The organism is Stenotrophomonas bentonitica (assembly GCF_013185915.1).
GTDB classification, from domain to species: Bacteria; Pseudomonadota; Gammaproteobacteria; order Xanthomonadales; family Xanthomonadaceae; genus Stenotrophomonas; species Stenotrophomonas bentonitica.
Genome location: NZ_JAAZUH010000001.1, coordinates 924,701 through 946,917, shown reverse-complemented (window position 1 = coordinate 946,917; position 22,217 = coordinate 924,701). Strand labels below are relative to the sequence as shown.

General features: G+C 67.0%; 20 protein-coding genes. 6 read left to right on the top strand and 14 right to left on the bottom strand.

Annotated elements, in window-relative coordinates:
- Positions 1 to 303: 303 nt before the first annotated feature.
- Positions 304 to 909, bottom strand: coding sequence for a DUF1294 domain-containing protein (locus HGB51_RS20245; RefSeq protein WP_070208413.1), 606 nt, complete (start codon positions 907 to 909; stop codon positions 304 to 306).
- A 3-nt stretch (positions 910 to 912) separates the two neighbouring features.
- Positions 913 to 2,025, bottom strand: a complete 1,113-nt coding sequence (gene metX, locus HGB51_RS04185) for a homoserine O-acetyltransferase MetX (protein WP_070208414.1) — start codon at positions 2,023 to 2,025, stop codon at positions 913 to 915.
- A 214-nt stretch (positions 2,026 to 2,239) separates the two neighbouring features.
- Here metX and HGB51_RS04180 point away from each other — a divergent pair, with 214 nt between their 5' ends.
- Entirely contained in the window at positions 2,240 to 2,974 is a 735-nt protein-coding gene (locus HGB51_RS04180; RefSeq protein WP_141739168.1) for a hypothetical protein, read from the top strand.
- 76 nt (positions 2,975 to 3,050) lie between these two features.
- Here the strand turns inward: HGB51_RS04180 and HGB51_RS04175 are convergent, their stop codons facing one another.
- The 9 genes from HGB51_RS04175 to ccmA all read right to left on the bottom strand — a co-directional run bounded on the left by HGB51_RS04175 (position 3,051) and on the right by ccmA (position 9,871).
- Positions 3,051 to 4,046: a tetratricopeptide repeat protein gene (locus HGB51_RS04175; RefSeq protein WP_070208430.1), complete on the bottom strand. Its 996-nt coding sequence runs from the start codon at positions 4,044 to 4,046 to the stop codon at positions 3,051 to 3,053.
- The gene (locus tag HGB51_RS04170; RefSeq protein ID WP_070208416.1) at positions 4,040 to 4,444 is read right to left on the bottom strand and encodes a cytochrome c-type biogenesis protein; all 405 of its coding nucleotides are present in this window, start codon (positions 4,442 to 4,444) and stop codon (positions 4,040 to 4,042) included. The genes HGB51_RS04175 and HGB51_RS04170 overlap by 7 nt, the downstream gene beginning before the upstream one ends.
- A 67-nt stretch (positions 4,445 to 4,511) precedes the next feature.
- Entirely contained in the window at positions 4,512 to 5,093 is a 582-nt protein-coding gene (locus HGB51_RS04165; RefSeq protein WP_216666769.1) for a DsbE family thiol:disulfide interchange protein, read from the bottom strand.
- A 34-nt stretch (positions 5,094 to 5,127) separates the two neighbouring features.
- Entirely contained in the window at positions 5,128 to 7,047 is a 1,920-nt protein-coding gene (locus HGB51_RS04160) for a heme lyase CcmF/NrfE family subunit (protein WP_070208418.1), read from the bottom strand.
- Positions 7,048 to 7,509, bottom strand: a complete 462-nt coding sequence (ccmE, locus tag HGB51_RS04155) for a cytochrome c maturation protein CcmE (RefSeq protein WP_070208419.1) — start codon at positions 7,507 to 7,509, stop codon at positions 7,048 to 7,050. It lies immediately after the preceding gene.
- On the bottom strand, positions 7,506 to 7,691 hold the full coding sequence (gene ccmD / locus HGB51_RS04150) for a heme exporter protein CcmD (protein ID WP_070208420.1): 186 nt from the start codon (positions 7,689 to 7,691) through the stop codon (positions 7,506 to 7,508). The genes ccmE and ccmD overlap by 4 nt, the downstream gene beginning before the upstream one ends.
- Positions 7,688 to 8,464 carry a heme ABC transporter permease CcmC gene (gene ccmC / locus HGB51_RS04145; protein WP_070208421.1) on the bottom strand — a complete coding sequence of 259 codons (777 nt, stop codon included), beginning with the start codon at positions 8,462 to 8,464 and terminating at the stop codon, positions 7,688 to 7,690. The genes ccmD and ccmC overlap by 4 nt, the downstream gene beginning before the upstream one ends.
- Before the next feature lie 46 nt (positions 8,465 to 8,510).
- Positions 8,511 to 9,206, bottom strand: a complete 696-nt coding sequence (gene ccmB, locus HGB51_RS04140) for a heme exporter protein CcmB (protein WP_070208422.1) — start codon at positions 9,204 to 9,206, stop codon at positions 8,511 to 8,513.
- The gene (gene ccmA, locus HGB51_RS04135; protein WP_070208423.1) at positions 9,203 to 9,871 is read right to left on the bottom strand and encodes a heme ABC exporter ATP-binding protein CcmA; all 669 of its coding nucleotides are present in this window, start codon (positions 9,869 to 9,871) and stop codon (positions 9,203 to 9,205) included. The genes ccmB and ccmA overlap by 4 nt, the downstream gene beginning before the upstream one ends.
- A 30-nt stretch (positions 9,872 to 9,901) precedes the next feature.
- On the opposite strand from ccmA, the gene HGB51_RS04130 reads away from it, so the two are divergent.
- The 5 genes from HGB51_RS04130 (at position 9,902) to HGB51_RS04110 (ending at position 18,253) form a co-directional block, all read left to right on the top strand.
- On the top strand, positions 9,902 to 11,050 hold the full coding sequence (locus HGB51_RS04130) for a pyridoxal phosphate-dependent aminotransferase (protein WP_070208424.1): 1,149 nt from the start codon (positions 9,902 to 9,904) through the stop codon (positions 11,048 to 11,050).
- Positions 11,050 to 11,880, top strand: a complete 831-nt coding sequence (locus tag HGB51_RS04125) for an amidohydrolase (RefSeq protein WP_070208425.1) — start codon at positions 11,050 to 11,052, stop codon at positions 11,878 to 11,880. The genes HGB51_RS04130 and HGB51_RS04125 overlap by 1 nt, the downstream gene beginning before the upstream one ends.
- Positions 11,881 to 12,085: 205 nt before the next feature.
- Positions 12,086 to 13,564: a DUF1552 domain-containing protein gene (locus tag HGB51_RS04120; RefSeq protein WP_070208426.1), complete on the top strand. Its 1,479-nt coding sequence runs from the start codon at positions 12,086 to 12,088 to the stop codon at positions 13,562 to 13,564.
- Positions 13,565 to 13,639: 75 nt separating this feature from the next.
- Positions 13,640 to 17,776 (top strand): DUF1592 domain-containing protein, encoded by a 4,137-nt coding sequence (locus HGB51_RS04115; RefSeq protein WP_171966734.1) that lies wholly within the window; start codon positions 13,640 to 13,642, stop codon positions 17,774 to 17,776.
- Positions 17,777 to 17,818: 42 nt separating this feature from the next.
- Positions 17,819 to 18,253 (top strand): hypothetical protein, encoded by a 435-nt coding sequence (locus HGB51_RS04110; RefSeq protein WP_070208428.1) that lies wholly within the window; start codon positions 17,819 to 17,821, stop codon positions 18,251 to 18,253.
- 66 nt (positions 18,254 to 18,319) lie between these two features.
- Here HGB51_RS04110 and HGB51_RS04105 read toward each other — a convergent pair whose 3' ends face one another.
- Genes HGB51_RS04105 through HGB51_RS04095 form a run of 3 tightly spaced genes read right to left on the bottom strand, consistent with a single transcriptional unit; the run spans position 18,320 to position 21,946 of the window.
- Positions 18,320 to 20,065: a pseudouridine synthase gene (locus HGB51_RS04105; protein ID WP_070208429.1), complete on the bottom strand. Its 1,746-nt coding sequence runs from the start codon at positions 20,063 to 20,065 to the stop codon at positions 18,320 to 18,322.
- A complete protein-coding gene (scpB, locus tag HGB51_RS04100) occupies positions 20,066 to 21,025 on the bottom strand; it encodes an SMC-Scp complex subunit ScpB (RefSeq protein WP_171966733.1) in 960 nt (319 codons plus the stop codon).
- A 15-nt stretch (positions 21,026 to 21,040) separates the two neighbouring features.
- On the bottom strand, positions 21,041 to 21,946 hold the full coding sequence (locus HGB51_RS04095) for a segregation and condensation protein A (protein WP_070209475.1): 906 nt from the start codon (positions 21,944 to 21,946) through the stop codon (positions 21,041 to 21,043).
- Positions 21,947 to 22,217: the final 271 nt, after the last annotated feature.

The window sequence follows — 22,217 nt, the reverse complement described above, 5'->3', positions numbered from 1 at the left end:
CTCCCTGGATTCGCGCTACCGTAATTCTACGGTTGTAAATACTGTGTAAAAATGTTTTGGCGGATTCTGCGGGCTATTCCTACAGAAACTTTGGGGGCTAGCGACGGCTCCTGAGCGCTGGGTTTCTGGCCGCGACAAACCAACCTCTCGCGCAATCCCGGTAGGGTCGGTTCCCAAACGACTGCCGGTAGCGGTGCAACGTTCTGTAACGCATGACCTGCGTCGAGAAGTACGCTTTCCCCGCCGACGTTCATGCCACAACCGAACGCGGATCAGGTATCGGCGGTCGATTGGGATGCGACCCTACCGAAGATTGCACACCCACCACAGTGCGGCCAGATTCATCGCTACAGCGATCCAGAACATCACCTGGAACGACACCTTTCGATTCTTGTGCCGAAGCCTTGCCTGCGCGATCAGCGCGCCAGGCCAGCCGCCGAAGAGCGCCAGCATCTGGAGTATCTTCTCCGGCGTGCGGTCCAGGCCGCGTTGTGCCGAGACCTTGTCGAGCGAGTACACCCAGTAGGTCAGTGCACTGAGACCGGCATAAAGTGCAGCCAGCCACGTTGGGCAATAGCCGAGAAACGAGGCGATGCCGATGCCAGCGAGGAACAGGAGCCCGATGGCCGTGCGCGGCAGGCGATCCGGACCTGCGGCATTGCGGGTGCTCGCGCGGCTGCCCGCACGGACCCCATCGCGCTGCACTGCAAAGCGCACGCCCACCGCATTGTTGCGCCCTTTCGCATCGCGCTGCACGTCATAGGTGATCACGTCGCCCAGTGCAGGCCGCCGGTCGCGCGTCGTGAATGCATGGATGTGCACGAAACAGCGCTCGCCGCCGCCGTTGGGCTGCACGAAGCCGAAGCCGCGCGCGTCATTCCACTCGCTCAGCTTGCCTTGCTGGCGCATGGCTCAGAGCGCGTCCAGGAACGTGCGCACGGCGGGGCCGAAGCGCTCGAAATCGACCAGGAAGGCGTCGTGCCCCTGCGGCGAATCCAACCCGATGAACTGTGCGTCGGCACCGCCGGCACGCAGGCCGTCGGCGATCTGCTGCTGTTGCTGCACCGGGAACAGGATGTCGGTGTTGGCGCCGATGGCGAGCGCTTTCTCCACCTTGATGGTGGCCAGCCCGGCCATCACGTCGCCGTCGGCGTATTCGGCCAGGTCGAACCAGTCCATCGAGCGGCTGAGGTACAGGTAGCAGTTGGGGTCGAAGAAGCGCACGAAGCGACGTGCATGGCCTTCCAGGTAACTTTCCACCTGGAATTCCAGCCCGAACGGATCGTCGTCGGTCTGGTCCGAATCCAGCCGCACGCGGCCGAAGCGGCCGTCCCATTCCAGTGCGGAGCGATAGGTGATGACGCCGAGTTTGCGCGCCATGCGCATGCCGGACTCAGGATACTGGTCGTCGCTGTAACGGCCGCCGTTCCACTGCGGGTCCAGCCGGATCGCTTCGCGCTGCAGCGAGCGGATCGCAATGGAGAATGGCAACGCCTGCGCGCTGCCGGAGATGTTGACGTGGCTGCGTGCGATACCCGGGTGCAACAGCAGTACCGCCAGCGCGGTCATGCCGCCCATGGAGTTGCCGATCACGCAGGCCAGCTGGGTAATGCCGAGGGCGCGCACCACGTCCACGGCGGCGCGGGCGCCGTCTTCGATGGACAGCTCGGGGAACTGCAGGCGGTACAGCTCGCCGGTGGCCGGGTTGACCGTGGCCGGCCCGGTGGAGCCCTTGCAGCTGCCCAGTGAGTTCACGCACACCACGAACCAGCGCTCGGTATCGATCGCCTTGCCCGGGCCGAGCATGCCTTCCCACCAGCCCGGCGCCGGGTTGGCGTCGTTGGCGGCCGCATGCGCGTCGGGCGAGAGGCCGGTGACGATCAGGAGGGCGTTGCTGGCGTCGGCGTTGAGTGTGCCCCAGGTTTCGAAGGCCACGTGGCCTCCATGCAGTTCGCCGCCGCGCTTGAACGCGAACGGCGAGGGCAGGGCGTGGTAACGGGTGCCGGGCGGGATGAATTCGGTCATGCGGGCATTCTACCCGGGGTGGGTGGGGGTGCCGTACGGGCGGGTGGAATGGTGTGTGCAGGCACGCAGGTGGCGGCCATGGCGCGCCGGTGCGCGACACGTTACGATCCGGCAGCGCGGGCCCAAGCAGGGGGTGAGGGGGCATCCCGCGTACGGACACGTCACGCGTGTCCAGTCGGCGCCAAGCGAAATTGAACGCCAACAGGCAGGGAAGATGAACCGTACGACCAGGATCGTTCTATCGGTGGCCCTGTTGGGCGTCATCGCCTTTCTGTGGCATGCGTGCAGCACCCACATGGCCAGGAAGGAGGCGCTGCGGGCCAGAATCAAGCAGCAGTACGACGGGGAGCTCGTCAACGGTGTCCTGTCGTACTGTGGCCAGAAGATCCGCATGGACTGGGGGCGACCCACGACGCCAAGCGGACGCCAGATCACTGCCAACGGTCTGAGGATGTACATGGAATCCATTCCGTCGGTGGATACAGCCTCGGTCAGCCTGTCCATCTCTAGTGTCGACCCTTTTCGGCACGGTTGCTTTGATGATGCAGTGGGGCCGCAGATCGACGTCCTGCTGAACTGCGACCGATCCGATGCTCCCATCTGGACTGATCTTGCCAAGCGCGAATGGACCGTACGCACTGAGCAGCCCAAAGATGGCGTGGTTAGACTGGAAGGAGATCCGGGAGGGCGGATGAACTTTTTCATCTACTACGCGGCATTACCTTCCCTGCAGTATCGGCCAGGCGAATTCCCGTTCCAGGCCTCCTGTAGCAGTTTTGACAAGACTCGCGAGATCCAGCGATGCAGGGTGGCATATCGAAAGGAGCGACTCGCGGTTGACTACACCTACCAGACCAGCTCCATCCGCCCCTGGAGGGAGGTAGACGAGGTCGTGCGCACTGTGATGGAAGGCGCCGCGCCCTCAACCAAGCGCTGCCCCAGCAGGTAGGGCGGCTTCAGCGGACCGAAGCGTGAACGAATGCCTTGGGGTGTGTGGCATCACGTGGGACACGCGTGGCGTGTCTCTAAAGGGCTATTTCTACCTTGTCTTTGTGTGGCAGCTTTACCCGCACCACGGGCGAATCGATATCGCCCTCCTGACGGTTCGCCTGGCCGCTGGCCGAGATCCGGGCAAATACCTCGACCTCCTCCAGCGACGATAGTTTCGCCGTCGGCATCGGGCTGTCGCCGTCGCCCAGGGTGATCTGCAGCGGCAGGTCGGCCAGGCGGTGCTTCTGCACCGCCACCGGCATCGGTGGGCCGTTGGGCATGCGGGCGATGACGAACACCGTGGCGTCGGCGGGCAACGTCGCCTTGTCGATGCCTTTGCCCAGCGTCACCGAGATGTTCAACGCCTTGGCACCGGGGTCGGCCGAAACCGGGGCAGGGGACTCACCCGCCTTGCCACGCGCAACGGCAATCTGCTCTCGCAACGCGTTCGCCGCAGCCGGCTCCAGGCGCGGCAACAACGCTTCCCATGTCGCCGCCGCTTCCGCGTCCTGCCCACGCTGGCGCTGCGCGATGCCGATCAACCAGCCGGCGCGCTCGCTGTTGGGGTCCACCTGCTGGGCATGGCGCAGCCACTGCAGGGCGACGTCGTCGAACCGCTTGGACGGGTCGGCCTGGGCACGCGCCTGCGCGGCTTCCACCAGCAGCGGCACTTCGTCCGGCGCCAGGCCCACCGCACGGGCGAACGCCTGGTTGGCCTTGTCCATGTTGCCCAGCGCGAGTTCCGAGCGGCCCAGCAGGGCCCAGCCATCGGCACGCTGCGGCTCGCGCGCCAACGCGGCTTCCAGCTCGCGCACGCCCTGTTCCAGCGAGGCGGGGCCCGGTTCGGCCACGGCATCCATCGCCTTCGGCGTGCCCACCAGCATGTACAGCGCCACCCCGGCCACGCCAAGGGCAATCACGGCGGCCAGGAACGGTCCACGTCGGCCGCTGCGGCGCAACGGCCACAGCACCACCATGGCCACCACCGCGGCGCACAGCCCGGCAATCATCTGCATCCACGCGCTCACCAGCGTTCCTCGCTGTCGCCCATCGGTTGCACCTGGCGGCTGCGTCGCCGCACCACCCAGAACAGCACGCCCGCGCCGGCCAGGACCAGCACCAGCGGGCCGAACCACAGCACGCTGTTGCGCGTGTCCATCAGCGGGCGGTACAGCACGAACTCGCCGTAGCGCTCCACCAGGAACTGCTTGATCTCCGCGTCGCTCCGGCCCTGCTGCATCAGCGTCAGCACTTCACGGCGCAGGTCGTGCGCGATCTGCGCGTTGGAGTCGGCCAGCGACTGGTTCTGGCACTGCACGCAGCGCAGCTCGGCGGCCAGCGCATGGAAGCGCGCTTCCTCGGCGGCGTCGCGGTACTGCAGCGGGGTCGGGTCGGACACCGCCTGCGCCAGCGCCAACAGCGGCATCATCAACAAAAATGCGATAGCCCACACCGGTAGCGCACGACTCTGAGTCGTGCGGCACGCGGCGCCGGAATCACTCCGCAGGCGGCGTGGTCGTACGCGGCTGAGCATGGGCACCTTCCAGTTTCTCCAGTTCCGGCAACAACTGCGTATCGATCACGCGCTGGCTCAGCGCGCCGCTGTACTTCCAGCGCACCACGCCGCTGGCGTCGACCAGGAAGGTTTCCGGCGCGGCGGTCACGCCCCAGTCGATCGCAGTGCGGCCTTCGATGTCGCTGAGCACCAGCACGAACGGGTTGCCCAGCTGTTCCAGCCAGCGCAGCGCGTCGGCCGGTTCGTCCTTCCAGTTGTAGCCGATCACGCGCACGCGCTTGGTTTCGGCGAAGCGGGTCAGGATCGGGTGTTCTTCGCGGCAGGCCGCGCACCAGCTGCCCCACACGTTGAGCACGTACGGGGCGCCGCGCAATTCGTTGCTGCTGACCTTGATCCCGGGATCGTGCAGCACCGGCAGTTCGAAGGCAGGAGCCGGCTTGCCGATCAACGCCGAAGGCAGGATGTCGCGGTCCGGCGCGCCGGACTTCATCACCCCGTACACCATCAACCCGAGCAGCCCGAAGAAGAACAGCACGCCGATGACGATGGCCACGGGCGGCAGCGGGCGGGAGGCGGTGCGGGGATCGGACACGGAACTACTCCTGGAAACGACGGAAACGGCGGTCGGCGGCGGTGACGAAGCCACCCAGTGCCATCAGCAGGGCACCGAACCAGACCCAGCGCACGAACGGTTTGACATGCACGCGTACGGCCCAGGCATTGTTGCCCAGTGGCTCGCCCAGCGCCACGTATACGTCGCCGCGCACGCGCGCATGGATGCCGGCTTCGGTCATCACCTGGCCGCCGCTGGCATACGCACGCTTTTCCGGGTGCAGCAGGGCCAGCTCGCGGCCGCCGTGCAGCACGCGCACATGGCCACGGTCGGCCACGTAGTTGGGGCCCTGCTGGTGTTCCACTCCTTCAAAGCGCAGGGTGTAGCCGCTCACTTCCAGGGTCTGGCCGGGCGCCAGCGCGACTTCGCGCTGCACGTTCAACGCTTCCACCAGCAGTGCGCCGACCAGGAACACGGCCACGCCGGTGTGCGCGAGCAGCATGCCGACCATTTCCGCATTGAAGCGACCATTGCCGCGCAGGCGGGTCCACACGAAACGCGCGGTGCCGAATGCAACCCACGCGGCAGCGGCAACGCCGGCAGCGGCTTTCAGCTTGCCCTGCGGGGCCATGAACCAGGCCAGCACGCCGAGCAGCAGGGCAAACACGGCCCACGGCGCGAGCAGCGCCAGCCGCTTCGAGGCCTGGTCGCGCTGCCAGTTGACCAGCGGCCCGAACGGCAGCAGCGCCACCAGCGGCGCCATCAATACGATGAACAGTGTGCCGAAGTAGGGCGGGCCGACAGAGACCTTGCCCAGCCCCAACGCGTCGGCCAGCAGCGGGTACAGGGTGCCGAGCAGCACCATCGCGCAGGCCCCGGCCAACAGCAGGTTGTTGGCCAGCAGCAGGGTCTCGCGCGAGGTGGGCATGAAGCCTTTGCGCGGATCATCGCTGCCCAGTGCCCCGGCGCGCAGCGCGTACAGCAGCAGCGCCGCGCCGACCACCAGGGCCAGGAACACGAGGATGAAAGCGCCGCGCGAGGGATCGGCCGCGAACGAGTGCACGCTGGTGAGCACGCCCGAGCGCACCAGGAAGGCGCCGAGCAGGGAGAGCGCGAATGCGGCGATGGCCAGCAGCAGGGTCCAGCTGGCAAAGCTGCCGCGTTTTTCGGTGACCGCCTGCGAATGGATCAATGCCGCGCCGGCGAGCCACGGCATGAAGCTCGCGTTCTCAACCGGGTCCCAGAACCACCAGCCGCCCCAGCCCAGTTCGTAATATGCCCACCAGCTGCCCAATGCGATGCCGAGGGTAAGGAAGCCCCAGGCCACGTTGGTCCACGGCCGGGTCCAGCGCAGCCAGCGCGCATCCACGCGGCCATCGAGCAGCGCGGCGATGGCGAACGCGAATGGCACCGCGAAGCCCACGTACCCCACGTACAGCATCGGCGGGTGGATGATCAGCCCCGGGTCCTGCAGCAGCGGGTTGAGGTCGCGGCCTTCCAGCGGCGCCGGCAGCAGGCGCGCGAACGGGTTGGAGGTGAAGAACAGGAAGGCGATGAAGCCCAGGCTGATGACGCCCATCACGCCGAGCACGCGCGCACGCACGGTGTCGGGCAGGCGCTTGGACCACAGCGCGACCGCGCCGCCCCACAACGCCAGCACCAGCACCCACAGCAGCAGCGAGCCCTCGTGCGCGCCCCACACCGCCGAATAGCGGTACGCCAGCGGCAGCAGGCTGTTGGAATTTTCGGCCACGTAGGCCACCGAGAAGTCCTGCTGCACGAAGGCGACGGTGAGCAGCACGAACGCGCCGGCGATCAGCAGCAGTTGGGCGAATGCGGCCGGGCGGGCCACCGCCATCCACGCGGCCTGCCCACGCTGCGCGCCCCACAGTGGCAGCACCGCCTGCAGCAGGGCGGCCAGCAGTGCGCACAACAACAGGACCTGCCCCAGTTCCGGCAGCACTCAGCGGGTCTCCACGGCAGGCATCGGCACGTCGTGCTTGGTGTGCGCCTTGCCCATCTTGTCGGCCACTTCCTTGGGAATGTAGTTCTCGTCGTGCTTGGCCAGCACTTCGTCGGCGACGAATACGCCGTCCTGCAGGCGGCCCATGGCCACCACGGCGGAGTCTTCGCGGAACATGTCCGGCAGGATCCGCGAGGTGCTCACCGGCAGGGTGGCGTCGCCGTCGGTGACCACGAAGTGCGCGTCCAGCGAACCTTCGGCGCGCTGGAACGAGCCTTTGACCACCATGCCGCCGAGCCGGAAGTTGGACTGCGTGCCGTGTTCGCCACGCAGCACTTCCGAAGGGGTGTACAGGTAGGCGATGTTGCGCTGGAGTGCGAACGCGACCAGCGTGGTGGCCAGCCCGGAGGCGAGCAGCACCAGCAGCACCCACACCAGCCGGCGCCGTTGCACCGGGGTCATCGGCTCAGCTCCGTGCTCAACGGAGCGGCCGCGCTGCGGGTGTCGCGCGCCTGCTGCCGCTGCTGGCGTTGCAGGGCCTGTTTCCGGGCAGCACGCAGGCGCAGCCGCGAACCCAGCAGGTCGGCGGCCAGGACCAGCACGAACACCGCGTAGGCGGCGATCAGGAAGGGCACATGGGTCATCGGCTTGGCTCCTGCAGTGCGCTGCCTTCGGCGGGGCCCAGGCGTTCGGCCACCCAGGCCTTGCCGGCCTCGCGGCTGAGGTTGTCGGCGCGGGCCTTGGCCAGCAGTGAGCCGACGAACCACAACTTGGTGGCCACCACCATCCACCACAGCGGCGCGATCAGTTCCGAACGCACTGCGTTGTCGCCGAACACGTTGATCGACTGGCGCTGGTGCAGGCCGCCCCACCAGTCCACCGAGTAGCGGATGATCGGCAGCAGGCCCACGCCCACGATGGCCAGCAGTCCGGCGGCGCGCGCGGCGCTGCGGCGGTCTTCAATGGCGTGGTACAGGCCGATCACGCCCAGGTACAGGAACAGCAGGATCAGTTCGCTGGTCATGCGCGGGTCCCAATCCCACCAAGTGCCCCAGGTGCCTTTGCCCCAGATGCTGCCGGTGAGCAGGGTGATCAGGGTGAAGCCGGCGCCCATTGGCGCGCAGGCCATCGCCAGGATCTCGCAGATCTTGATCCGCCAGACCAGCGCGATGGCCGAATACAGCGCCATCAGCGCGAATACGAACAGGCTCATCCACGCGCTGGGCACGTGGATGTAGATGATGCGGAAGGCGTCGTTCTGGTTCTGCTCGGCCGGCACCACCCACAGGCCCTGCCACATGCCGATCAGCAGCACCGGGATCGCGGCGATGTAGAACACCCTGGACCAGCGCGAGGCGAAACGGTCGAAGGTAGGCGGTGAACCGAGTTGGTGGAACCAGCGAACGAGGGCATTCATGCGGCGATGGCTATCCAGCGGAGGGCTAAGAACCGGCAGACACAACTCAACTCAACGAAATCCGTATCGCAGCGGCGGTGGCCAACGGGGCCAGCACCAGCGCGACTACCAGCCCGGCACCGAGCAGCAGCAGCGCGCCGACCGGATCCTGTCCGCGTGCGGCGGCGGCCACGCTGCCTGCACCGAACACCAGCACCGGTACGAACAGCGGCAACGCAAGCAGCGCAACGAGAATACCAGAGCGCCGGATGCTCACCGTCAGCCCCGCCACCACGCCGCCGATCAGGCTGAGCAGCGGTGTGCCGAGCAGCAACGATGCCAGCAGTATCGGCAATTGGTCATGTGGCAGATGCAGCATTTCGGCAAGAAGTGGGCTCACCACGATCATCGGCAGGGCGGTGGTGGCCCAGTGCACCAGCACCCGCACCAGCACCAGCCAGGCCAGCGGCACCGGCGCCAGCAGCCACTGTTCCAGCGAGCCGTCTTCGGCATCGCTGCGGAACAGGCTGTCCAGCGCCAGCTGCCCGGCCAGCAGCACGGCCAGCCACAGCACGGCGGCGGCCACCTTGGCCATCAACGGCGGGTCGCGGCCCAAGGCGAGCGCGAACAGCACCACCACCAGCAGCGCGAACAGCAGCGGCTGCAGCGCATCGCCGCGGCGGCGCCACAGCAGGCGCAGGTCGCGCCCGGCCAGGGCCTTGGCGGTCTGCCAGAGGCCGGGTTGAGTGCCTGGCGCGATCATGCTTCCTCCCGCTGCGCCGGGCTCTGCCCGGCCGCTTCCAGCTGGATCAAGCGCGTCCGCACCGGCGGCGCCGCATAGGCCCCATGGGTGGTCACCAATGCCGCGCCACCACCGCGCAGGTGCGCGGAAATCATCCGGTTCACCAGGTTGATCCCATCCAAATCCAGGTTGGCGTACGGCTCGTCCAGCAGCCACAGCGGGGCAGGCGACAGCCAGATCCGGGCCAGCGCCAGCCGTCGCTTCTGGCCCGCCGACAGCTGCCGTACCAGGGTGTTTTCGTACCCGGCCAGGCCGACGATGGCCAGCGCGTTGCCCGGCATCTGGCGCGCGCGGCGACCGTGCAGGCCGCACAGGAAGTTCAGGTTCTCCAGCGTGTCCAGGTCCGGCTTCAGGCCGGGCAGGTGGCTCAGGTAGGCCACGAACCGGGCCCGCTCGGCACGGCCGGCCGGGCGTCCGTCGATCTGGATCTGTCCGCTGCCGGGCCGCAGCAGCCCGGCCAGCACCCGCAGCAGGGTGGTTTTGCCGGCGCCGTTGTCGCCCTGCACCAGCAGCGCCTCGCCCGCATCGACCTGCAGGTCGAGCGGCCCGAACACCGGTTCATCGTTGCGGCTGAAGGCGAGGCCGGTGGCGACCAGCAACGGTGGGGTATTCGGGGAATTGAGCATGCCCGCCAGTGTACGGTTTAGACTGTCCGAATGACCATCCAGACCAAGCTGCCCAAGGTGGGCACCACCATTTTCACCGTGATGTCCCAGCTGGCCGCCGAGCACGGCGCCGTGAACCTGGGCCAGGGCTTCCCGGACTTCGCCGCGCCGCAGCGGCTCATCGATGAAACCATCAAGGCCATGCAGGGCGGGCTGAACCAGTACCCGCCGATGACAGGGGTGGCACCGCTGCGCCAGGCCATCGCGCAGAAGTCGCTGGACCTGTACGGCGCGCAGGTCGACCCGGACACCGAAATCACCGTCACCAGCGGCGCCACCGAGGCGATCTTCAACGCCATCCACGCAGTGGTGCGCCCGGGCGAGGAAGTGATCGTGCTGGACCCGGCCTACGACTGCTACGAGCCGGCCATCGACCTGGCCGGCGCGCGCGCCGTGCACGTGCCGCTGGACCCGCAGAGCTTCCGTGTCGACTGGGACCGCGTGCGCGCGGCGATCACCCCGAAGACCCGCCTGCTGATGGTCAACACCCCGCACAACCCGTCCGGCGCGATGCTCGACGCCGACGACATGCAGGCCATCATCGACCTGCTGCGCGGCACCGGCATCTACCTGATTTCCGATGAAGTGTACGAGCACATCATCTACGACGGCCGCCGCCACGAGTCGGCGCTGCGCTATCCGGAGCTGCGCGAGCGCACTTTTGTCATTTCCAGCTTCGGCAAGACGTATCACTGCACCGGCTGGAAGATCGGCTACGCGGTGGCGCCGCCGGCGATGAGCGCCGAGTTCCGCAAGGTGCACCAGTACAACACCTTCACCAGCTTCGGCCCGGCCCAGTACGGGTTCGCCGCGATGATCCGCGACGAGCCGGAGCACCACCTGGAACTGGGCGCGTTCTACCAGGCCAAGCGCGACCGCTTCCGCGAGCAGCTGCTGGGCACGCGCCTGAAGCCGCTGCCGGTACCGGGCGGTTACTTCCAGCTGGTCGATTACTCGGCCATCAGCGACCTGCCGGACCACGAGTTCGTGAAGTGGCTGACCGTGGAAAAGGGCGTGGCCGCCATTCCGCTGTCGCCGTTCTATGAGACGCCGCCGCAGGGCCAGCGCATCGTGCGCCTGTGCTTTGCCAAGAACGACGCCACCCTGGACGCGGCGATCGAACGCCTGAAGGTGCTTTGATGGGCGCCGCCGATCGCCCCGACCTGCGCATCACCCTGGTCCAGGGCAACACGCGCTGGCACGACCCGGAAGGCAACCGCGAACACTACGGCGCGCTGCTGGCGCCGCTGGCCGGCCAGACCGATGTGGTGATCCTGCCGGAAACCTTTACCAGCGGGTTCTCCAACGACGCGATCTTCCGCGCCGAAGGCATGGACGGCCCCACCGTGGCCTGGATCCGTGAGCAGGCCGCGCGGCTGGGCGCGGCGGTGACCGGCAGCGTGCAGCTGCGGGTGGGCGAGGGCGTTTACAACCGCCTGCTGTGGGCGACCCCGGACGGCGAACTGCAGTACTACGACAAGCGGCATCTGTTCCGTTACGGCGACGAGCACCTGCGCTACGCCGCCGGCAGCGAACGCCTGACCGTGGAATGGAAGGGCTGGCGGATCAATCCGCTGGTCTGCTACGACCTGCGCTTCCCGGTGTTCTGCCGCAACCGCTACAACGTCGAACGCGCCGACGACCTGGATTTCGACCTGCAGATCTTCGTCGCCAACTGGCCTTCGGCGCGTGCGTATCCGTGGCGCACGCTGCTGCGCGCACGCGCGATTGAAAACCTGTGCTACGTGGCCGCGGTGAATCGCGTCGGCGTGGACGGCAACGAACTGCAGTACGACGGCGACAGCGCTGTGATCGATTTTCTCGGCCAGCCGCAGCTGGAAGTACGCAGCAGCGAACAGGTGGTGACCACCACGGTGTCTGCGGCGGCACTGGCCGCGCACCGCGCACGCTTCCCGGCGATGCTGGATGCCGATGCGTTCACCTTGGGCGGTCCCAACCTGCAGGGCTGACTTCACCCGGTTTTAATAGGACCGGGCGCAACCTGCGGCCAATTCCACTGCGCCCGTCCACGGCCAGTGGAATTTGAATTCAACGGGGGTCGAATTCACATTGGGGACCTCCCATGAAGACCTGCGCAGCGGCCATTCCGTCGGCGTTTGAGTACCTGTACACCGCAGTGGGCAATTCCTGCAGGGTGGAGCAGGAGAACGCCCGATGAGCATCTCACTTTCCCGCCGCAGGTTACTGCTGGGGCTTGCTGCCGCTGGCGGACTGGGCGCGCTGGGTGCCGGGGCGTACTACCTCAACCGCGCATCGCTGGCCCGCTGGGCGGTGGACGGGCGCGAGTTGAAGGGTGCGCTGCAGGGCGGCAAGCCCAAGGTGGTGTTCGTGATCCTGGCCGATGGGTTGGGCACCCTGAATCTCAACAACTCCACGCCGGACCAGGGGGCGCCAAGCGACCCGAACGACCGTCAGATCTGGCATCCGTGGGATGGCGAAGTGGGCAACAACAGTTATCGCTCGCTGGGGCTGGACGTGGAAGGCCCGCTGCTGGCGATGCTGAGCAGCGAGCTGGAGCCGTACCGCTCGCGGTCGCTCTACATCCGTGGCACCTCCCTGGCCTGCAACTACGAGGCGCACAGCGGATGGATGTCCTGCCTGCGTGACAACAACAAGGCGCACGCCAGTATCGACCACATCATCGGCCAGAAACTGTCGAACTACTCGGCCACGCAGAAGGCCGTGTTCTGCGGCCACATAACGCACAACCCAACGTTCCGGGTGTCCTACTCGGGCGCAGGGACCGCGATCCGGGACATGCAGGCCAACCCGCACCGCCTGTTTGCGAGCTTGTTCCCCGACCAGGCTGGGCGCAGCCGCAGCGGTGGCAAGCACGTCTTCGACCCGGCCCTGGCCGACCTGCGCGAGCTGAAGGAGGGTATGACAGCTCGCGAACGGCAGAAGCTGGAGTCGCACCTGGACGCCATCGAGCAGGTGCAGAATGATCTGGACAGCGGCCCGGTGGAGCCAAGCCCCGGCTGCGACCCCGCACTGCCCGAGTTCGACGAGTCGTGGCTCGACGACCACAAGCGCAGGGCGGAAGTACTGGCTGCCACGTCGAGCGTGCTGGCGACCGCACTGGCCTGCGGTGCGACCCGGGTAGCGACCTTCCAGGTCGGTGCCAGTTCGGAAAACCAGGCGATCTATTTCGATCCGTATGGTGACGGTTCGGGCCCGACGTTTACCGACAATGCGCACGAGGCCGCCCACCACAATCGCGGCAGCGGACCGGATGAAAAGCGCATCATGTGGCAGCAGTCGCGGGTGTGGTACGTCAACCGACTCAAGACGCTGCTGGAGGATCTGGCCCGGCACCAGGATCCGGATGTACCGGAGGATTCATTGCTGGACCACACCCTGGTGGTTGTCACCAGCGAGCTGTCCGACGGCCGTCCCGAGACCAGCCTGGACATGCCCCTGGTGATGATCGGCGGCACCAGGTCGCATGGCCTGAACGTCGGCAACAGCAACAACGGTCGCTTCATCCATATTGGCGACCAGGGCGACCGGACCGATTGGCTGGGCGAGCACGTGAGCCTGGAGCGCATCTGGACGACGGTGGCGAAGTCGATGGGGGTGGAGTCCGGTTACAGCCTACCCCCGGTCAGCGGCATCTTCAGCGGCGTCCGGTAAACACTTCGACGGACTGCGGGTGCGGCATGCGGCATGAATTCAACGGGGGTCGAATTCACACATTGGGGACCTCCGATGAAAGCCGGGATAGCGGTGGTGGCGCTGATGTTCGCGCTCGTGTTGGGTGGATGCCGCCGGGAGGAGGGCGGGTCCGGTTCGGTCAGGATGGCCTGCGATGACCCGCAGTGGGCGCCCAACAGCGGTTACGCCGTTGGCGACACGGTGCAGAACCTGGGGCAGCGTTATGAGTGCTTCGCGGAAGCTGCCTGGTGCAACCAGGAGGCCTACGAGCCGGATGGACAGAACCCGTTCTGGCATGAAACCTGGAACCACCTAGGCGCCTGCATGGCCCCCGATCCCGATCCCGACCCGCAGGGAAACCGAATTACCCTGGAACTACCGGCCGGTATCGAATACGGCAGTGGCGAAGCCAACGGTGAGATCACCGGCAAGCTCCAGTGCGGGGAGGACGTCCACCCGATCCAGGGTAGCTGGGGGCAGACCGTTGTCGTCGAGGACCTGAAGCAGTGCAACTATGTGCTGATCCTGGACAGTAACAGCGCCGGCGCGCCGATGGATACGGGCCGCATCCTCCGCATCACCGAGCCGGCGGGGCAGAACGTCATATTCAAGCCGCGCTTCCGCCGGCTGCCGGACGTGGCCCGCCTGAAGGGGCTGCCGGGGATCAAGGTCGAGCTGTTCGCCTCGGGCCTGGACCAACCACGGCAGATGGCGCTCAACGACGCGGGCACCGTGGTGTATGTGGGCAGCAGTGCCATTCCCCATTGGGCGGATGTGCCGGTGGGCGAGGGCAGTACCGCCAATCGCCGTGCCCAGGTGCTGTACGCGCTGGAGTTGAACGCGCAGAAGACCGGCGTGGCGGCCACGTATGTGATCGGTACCGGGCTGGAGGAGCCGCATGGCGTGGCCTATCGCAAGGGCACGCTGTACTACGCCACCAGCGGCAGCCTGCGCCGCATCGACGATATCGACAGCAAGTACCGCAATGGTGCGCTGATCGGCACCGAGGTCTGGAAATTCCCCGCCGACGACACCGCGTTCCCGATGCCGGACGTGCCTCCGTGGCGCTGGTACCACCAGAAGCACTCGCTGCACTTCAACACGTTCGACCCCACCGACGAGTGGATCTATACGAACGTGGGCATTCCCTGCAATGTCTGCGTGACCGTCAAAGACCCGCGCTACGGGACCCTCCTGCGCGTCAACCCGGCTACCGGTGCCTCCGAAGTGCTGGCGCGAGGCGTGCGCAACTCGGTCGGCATGGACTGGCAGACGGCCACGGGCACTTTCTGGTGGGGCGACAATAACCGGGACGGCTTCGACAATCCCGATGAACTGAATACGACCAACCTGATGCGTGCGCCGCGCAACCATGGGGCGCCCTACGTGTTCGGCCGCGACACCATCGGCATCACCGACTCGGAGTGGGAGCGCCGCGAAGAACTGGACGCGCTGCGGATTCCCCAGGGCGCGATCCTCAGCGACAAGGCGCCTTCGGACATCAACACGCTGCACTTCTCGCCCCCCGCGTTCGACTTCGGCAGCAACTTCGCGCCGCTGGGTGTCCGCTTCTGGAAAACCTATGCGCCGCAGCGAGGCCGCCAGTACATGCTGGCCGCCGTGCACAGCAAGGGCAGCGACGAACGCCCGGGCATGAACATCACGGTGTTCACGCTGGAAGGCGACACCGTGGAAGCCTCCATTCCGCTGGTCCAGGGCTGGCGCGGGACTGGCCCGACCACCCCCTCCGGCTGCATGCAGGAAAACGGGTGCATCGGCAGCCCGGTCGAGTTCCTGCCGATGCCGGACGGCTCGTTGCTGGTCAGCGACGACATCTCGGGCAACATCTACAAGCTCACCTATGTCACCGAGGGACTGCCAGCCACCACGCTGACGCTGAGGGCGCCGGTCGCGCCCTCGGCGGACCTTGCCGACCAGCAGCTGGTCGGCTTCCTGACCGGCCCGGACGGGGACCGCCGCGATTTCGGCCTGGCCTGGGGCAAGAAACTGGTGCTCAACGGCCTGCCGCACGGCGACTACAAGGTTGAATGGAAGCCATTCGACGAGTGGGTGCCTGAAAAGCGCGAGATGCATGCCACGCTCGGAGCGGATGCGCCGGACGCCGAGGTGGCCGCCACCTACATCGAACGGCCCGAGGTCAACGTCGAGCTCACCCTGCAGGCGCCTGCCAAACCAGCCGGCGCGCTGGCCGAGACCTGGCAGGTGCAGCTGCGCAAGGGCAACCAGAACTGGGTGCCGGTGGACGTGGCCTGGGGCGGGGAAGCCAAGGTGGCGCTGGAGTACGGCGATTACGTGGTGCATTACCCGTACACCGAAAAGGCGTATCCCGAGCCGATGCGCGAACGCATCCAGGTGGACTACGACACCGCGCCGATGACCCGGACCACCGCCTACACGGTGGTGGAAGACCTGGGCAAGCAGGTGCTGCTGGACGACCCCAATGGCTGCGTGGGCTGCCACTCCGCCACCAGCTGGAACGACCCGGTCAAGGCGATGCGCTGGGTGGACAACGTCGATGCGTTGAAGGAGAAGGTCATCGGCATGACCACCAACATGACCGCCAACGGCACCCACTGCGATGGCGTCTGCGCGTCGGAGATTTCCGATTACCTGGTGAACACGGTCTGGCGCGAGTACAGCAACCCCGGTCCGCAGGCCGGCCCGCGCCAGCTGCGCATGCTGGCCCGCACCGAGTATGCGAACGCGGTGCATGACGTGCTGGGCGTGACGGTGGACCCGGAAGACCTGCCGGACAACAAGGCCGACGGCCCGGACTTCATCTATCCGGTCGAGGCCATTGCCAGCACCTTCACCGCCGAGGACGTGCGCAAGTACTACGACACCTCGTTGAAGGTAGGCGGCGCGATCGACGAGGCCGCGCTGGCCACGCGCTTCGGCAGCACGGCGGCCGACTTCGTGGCGAACCTGGGGCGCGAGATGTTCCGGCGCCCGCTGTCCGCGACCGAGAAGACCCGCTACGAAACCGCGTACGGGGAGCCGGAGGGCGGTGCGCGCGGCGTGGCGCTGGCGATGCTGGCCTCACCGTACTTCCTGTATCGCTCGGAGATGGGGACGAAGGAGGCGGACGACACGCTGTTCACCCTGACCCCCTACGAGCGGGCCACTGCGTTGTCGTTTACGCTGCTGGGCACCACGCCGGATGCGGCGCTGCTGGACAAGGCAGGCAATGGCGAACTGGACACGGAGGCGCAGGTGCAGGCGGTGGTCGATGGCATGCTCGCCGACCCGCGCGCGGCGCAACAGCTGACCCGGTTCATTTCGTTCTACGCAGGCTTGGCCCCGGGCATTCCGGTATCGCCGCGCCCCGGGCTGGATGCGCCGATGATCGCGGCGATGCGCGACGAGTTCCGGATGACCCTGGAAGACAACTTCCGCGAAGGCTCCGGTACCGTGCGTGAGGCGTTCAATCCGGGCTATACCTACCTCAACGAGGCGCTGGCCAACCATTATGCGATCGGCGGGGTCACCGGCAGCGCGCTGAAGAAGATCACGCTGACGGCCGAGCAGGCGCACTGGCGTGGTGGCGTGCTGAACGCCGGTCTGTTCCCCGTCAAGTACGCCAACAACCACTCCACCTCGCTGGTGATGCGCGGCTTCGTGATCCGCAACAGCCTCTTCTGCCAGACGTTCGCGTCCAACGCGATCCGACCCGACCCGGACCCGTACCCGGATCGGCCCATCGGCGAACGCGAAAAGTGGCATATCAACACCGGCCCGACTGCATCGGAAGGCACCTGCTGGACCTGCCACAAGTTCTTCAACGACACCGGCGCGTCGATGGAGCACTTCGACCAGCTCGCGAAACTGCGCGACACCGAGCTGGGCATCAACGAGGGCTACACCGACCAGGAGGTGCCCATCGATGCCTCAGGACCGTTCATCGACACCTCCGGTGGCAACTGGGTGGACCATATCGACGATGTCCGCGGCATCGCCGAGCACGTCGCCGACAACCGGGAGGCGATGATGTGCCTTGCCAGCGGCTTCTATCGCTATGCGATGGGCGCGCGGCCGGACAAGTCCAGCCTGAAGACGGTGTCCAAGGCGCGCGACACGCTGCTGACGGACGGCGACGTGCGCAAGCTGGCGTCTACCTTGCTGACCGCTGAAACAATGAACCGCCGCCTGGACGAGGAGTCCGCCAAATGAGCTAGATTCGGCCTCCTTACCCACCGGCATGAGCTCACCGCAATGAAGAAGCGTTTCCTGGCATTGATCGCGCTGGCCAGCCTGGGCGCGGTTCCGGCCGCGCAGGCGGCCGGCAACATCGACTGCAAGCTGCACTACAGCCTGGCCGGATGGTCGGTGTTCTACAAGACCGCCTCCGGCAGCGGCACCATTACCTGCGACAACGGGGCGCGCATTCCGGTCAAGATCAGCGTCAAGGGTGGCGGCCTCAGCGTGGGCAAGTCGACGGTCACCAACGGCAAGGGCAACTTCACCGGCGCCTATTCGCTCAATGACCTGATCGGCTCCTACGCCTCGGTGGAAGCGCACGCAGGCGCCGACAAGTCCGGCAGTGCGCAGGTGGTGACCAAGGGCGACGTGTCGCTGGCCTTGGCCGGTACGGGCAAGGGGTGGGACCTCGGCATTGCCGGCGCCCGCTTCACCATCGAACGCCGATAGAAGCGCCGACAAAAGCGCAGCAATAAAAAAACCCGGTCAGTGACCGGGTTTTTCATTTCAGCTCACTCAGCCGCCGCGCGGACCGCCACCACGGTGGCCACCGCCGCCGGGGCCACGGTTGCCGCCCGGACGGGCGCCGCCGGGACGACCGCCCGGACCGCGCGCACCCGGACCACCGGCACCGCGATTGCCGCCGGGGCCACCCGGGCCACGGTTGCCACCCGGACCGCCCGGACCGCGGTTGCCTGCAGGACGGCCGCTCGGACGCGCATTGCCGTACGGGCTGGCGCCCGGATTGGCGTGGTCGGACGGGAAGCTCGGGGCATTGCCCGGGTGACCGTACGGATGGCGCTGCGCGCCCTGGCCACCGCGGTTGCCCGCGCCGGCACCGGCCGGACGACCCTGGCCGCCAAAGCCGCCACGGCCTTCGCCGCCACGACCTTCGCCACCACGACCTTCGCCACCGAAACCGCCGCCGCTGCGCTCACCGTAGGCGCCACGGCCCTGGCCGCCTGCGCCGCCCGGACCCTTCGGCTTGCCGTACGGACGACCCTGGCCGCCAGCGCCGGCACCCGGACCACGCGCGCCCGGACCACGGGCAGCGCCCGGACCGGCATTGCGGTGGTTGCTCGGGCCGGTGCTCACGCCATCGGGCACGTACCAGCTGCGGAACGCGGCCGGGTTGCCTTCGGGAAGCGCGCGGTTGCCCTTGTCAGGGCGCTGCTTGAACGGACGCTGCGACTGCTTGGCCGCCGCTTCACCGGTGACGGTCAGGCCACCCTTGAAACCGCCGCCCTTGCCGCCGCGACCACGGCCGCGCTCTTCGCGCACGTTGTCGAAACGACGCAGCTCGCGGCCTTCATCGGCCTGGTTGTGGCCGTTGACGTAGGCGTTGCCACGGCCACCCTCGCGCGAAACGCGCACGGTGGTCTTGGCGGCGCGGCGCTGGCCGATCACCGGCTGCAGGGTCAGCGCCGAGGGCGCGCCTTCTTCCAGCTTGAGTTCGGCGCGCAGCTGCTCGACCTGCTTGGCGGTGAGTTCCTGCGACTGGCCACGCAGCAGTTCGCGCGGCAGGGTGATCTTGCCGTAGCGGGTACGCTTCAGGCGGCTCACCTGGCAGCCCTGCGATTCCCACAGGCGGCGCACTTCGCGGTTGCGGCCTTCCTTGACCACCACGCGGAACCAGTCGTGCGAATCGGTGCCGCCAATGCGTTCGATCTCGTCGAACTTGGCCGGGCCGTCTTCCAGCGCCACGCCACGGGCGAGGCGGTCGACGATGTTGTCGGGCACCTTCTCTTCGCCTTCCGGGGCGCGCACGCGCACCACGTATTCGCGTTCGACCTCGTAGGAGGGGTGCATCATCGCGTTGGCCAGCTCACCGTCGGTGGTTGCCAGCAGCAGGCCGGTGGTGTTGATGTCCAGGCGGCCGATCGCGATCCAGCGCGCGCCCTTCAGGGCCGGCAGCGCTTCGAACACGGTCGGGCGACCTTCGGGATCTTCGCGCGTGGTCACTTCGCCTTCGGGCTTGTTGTAGGCCAGCACGCGCGAGGTCTCGGTCAGCGCGGTGGCAACGAAGCCACGGCCGTCCAGGTCGACCTTGTCGCCGCTCTTGATCGACTGGCCGGTCTTGGCCACTTCGCCATTGACCTTGACCAGGCCGTCGGCGATGCGCTGTTCCAGCGCGCGGCGCGAACCGAGGCCGGCCTGGGCCAGCACCTTGTGCAGGCGCTCTTCGAGCTTGGGCTGTTCGGTGGCGGTTTCGCGCTTGAGCGAAAGCTTGTTCAACGACAGCTTGCGGGGGGTGTCACTCATTTACTTGGCTCCGGCCGGCGACGTTTCGTCGGCCTCTGGTTCGGGATCGGCTTCGTCAACAGCCACGGTCGTCGTCGCGACGGCGTTGTCTTCGGTTTCTGGATGGTGCGCCGTGCGGTCTTCCGGCACGGAATCGGGCTCGCCATCGCTGGCGGGTGAAGCATGGTCGGCGGCTTCCGCAGCAGCGGGCGCGTCGCCATTGTCCTGCGTGTCGTCCTGTTCCGCCAGTCGAGCCGACATCAGCGCGGCACGGGCGGCGGCACGGGCCGCATTGGGGTCCAGCGGCGGTTCCGGTTCGGAATCGGCGTCGGAAGGCATTTCATCGGCGTTGGCCGGTGTTTCGTCGTTGTCGGCGTCCGGGGTCGCTGCACCTGCGGCGATCCGGCCGGCCGGCTGGCCGTCGGTGTCCAGCGGCAGCTGCGGTTCCAGTTCGCCCAGGTCGCGCAGCTCCGACAACGGCGGCAGTTCGTCCAGGCGCTTGAGCCCGAAGTAATCCAGGAAGCCCTTGGTGGTACCGAACAGCGCCGGCTTGCCGGGCACGTCGCGGTGGCCGATCACGCGGATCCATTCGCGTTCTTCCAGCGCCTGGATGATGTTGCTGCTGACCGCCACGCCACGGACCTGTTCGATCTCGCCGCGGGTGATCGGCTGGCGGTAGGCGATCAGTGCCAACGTCTCAAGGGTTGCACGGGTATAGCGGGTCTTGCGCTCGGTCCACAGCCGGGTGATGAAGCCGTGGACCTCGTTGGTGACCTGGAAGCGGAAGCCGGAGGCGACCTCGACCAGCTCCACGCCACGCTCGGCGCAGCCTTCGCGCAGCAGTTCCAGCGCGCGTTCGATGCTGCCCGGCGGCGCCGGTTCCTCTTCCGGGAACAGGCCCTGCAGCTGGGCAAGGGTCAGCGGCTGGCTCGAGGCCAGCAGCGCCCCTTCGACAATACGGTTGATCAGCGGTTGATCCATGCGTGGGTCGGGTGCTCAGTCGGATTCGTTGGCGGCGTCGGCATCGTCGAACTCGCTGTTGAACTGCAGCGGCTCGTTGGTGTTGCCGGCGGCCAGGGATTTGACGTAGATCGGCGCCAGCGGCGCTTCCTGCACGATGTCCAGCAGCTGTTCCTTGGCCAGTTCGAGCAGGGCCAGGAAGGTGACCAGCACCCCCAGCTTGCCTTCTTCGGCGGTGAACAGCGTTTCAAAACGGTAGAACTTGCCGTCTTCCAGACGGCCCAGCACGTCGCCCATGCGCTGGCGCACGCTCAGGGCCTCGCGCTTGATCGCGTGGCCGGTGAACAGCTCGGCGCGCTTGAGCACGTCGTGCAGCGCCATCAGCATTTCCTTCAGATCCACCGGCGGCGGCAGCTTGATCGCCGCGCGGTCGGGCACGAAGGCATGCGCCAGGCTGGTGTCGCGGTCCTGGCGGGGCAGGGCGTCGATGTCTTCGGCAGCCTGCTTGAAACGTTCGTACTCCTGCAGCCGGCGCACCAGTTCCGCGCGCGGGTCGCCTTCCTCGCCTTCGATGCTCGGCGGGCGCGGCAGCAGCATCCGCGACTTCACCTCGGCCAGGATCGCGGCCATCACCAGGTATTCGGCGGCCAGTTCGAAGCGCAGTTCCTGCATGACATTGATGTAGTCCACGTACTGCCGGGTGATTTCGGCGACGGGGATGTCCAGGATGTCCAGGTTCTGCCGGCGGATCAGGTACAGCAGCAGGTCCAGCGGACCTTCAAACGCGTCCAGGATGACTTCCAGCGCATCCGGCGGGATGTACAGGTCCTGCGGAATCTGCAGGACCGGTTGACCATGCACCACGGCCAGCGGCATTTCCTGCTGCTGCGGGGCGGTCGGCCGGGTTTGCGGGTTCGCGTCGAGCGCGAGTTCGGAAGTCATCAAGATTGACGTCGGTATTGCAACGGACCAGTTTGCTGCGCCGGACCCGGCCGCAAGCCATGACATTTCAAACAGCAGCAGGACGCGCTGCGAACGTGCAGCGACAGAACCGCGGGAGGTCGTCTACGTGTGCTGGTGTGGGGCAGGGGGCCCCGGTACCGACCGGGTTGCTGCGTCCAGCCACGTGCAATGTGGACAAGAGTACGGCTTCACAACGGCAGTGTCCAGCGAGGCGGGCTAGAATCGCGGGGTTTGTTTAGCTGAGCCCCTG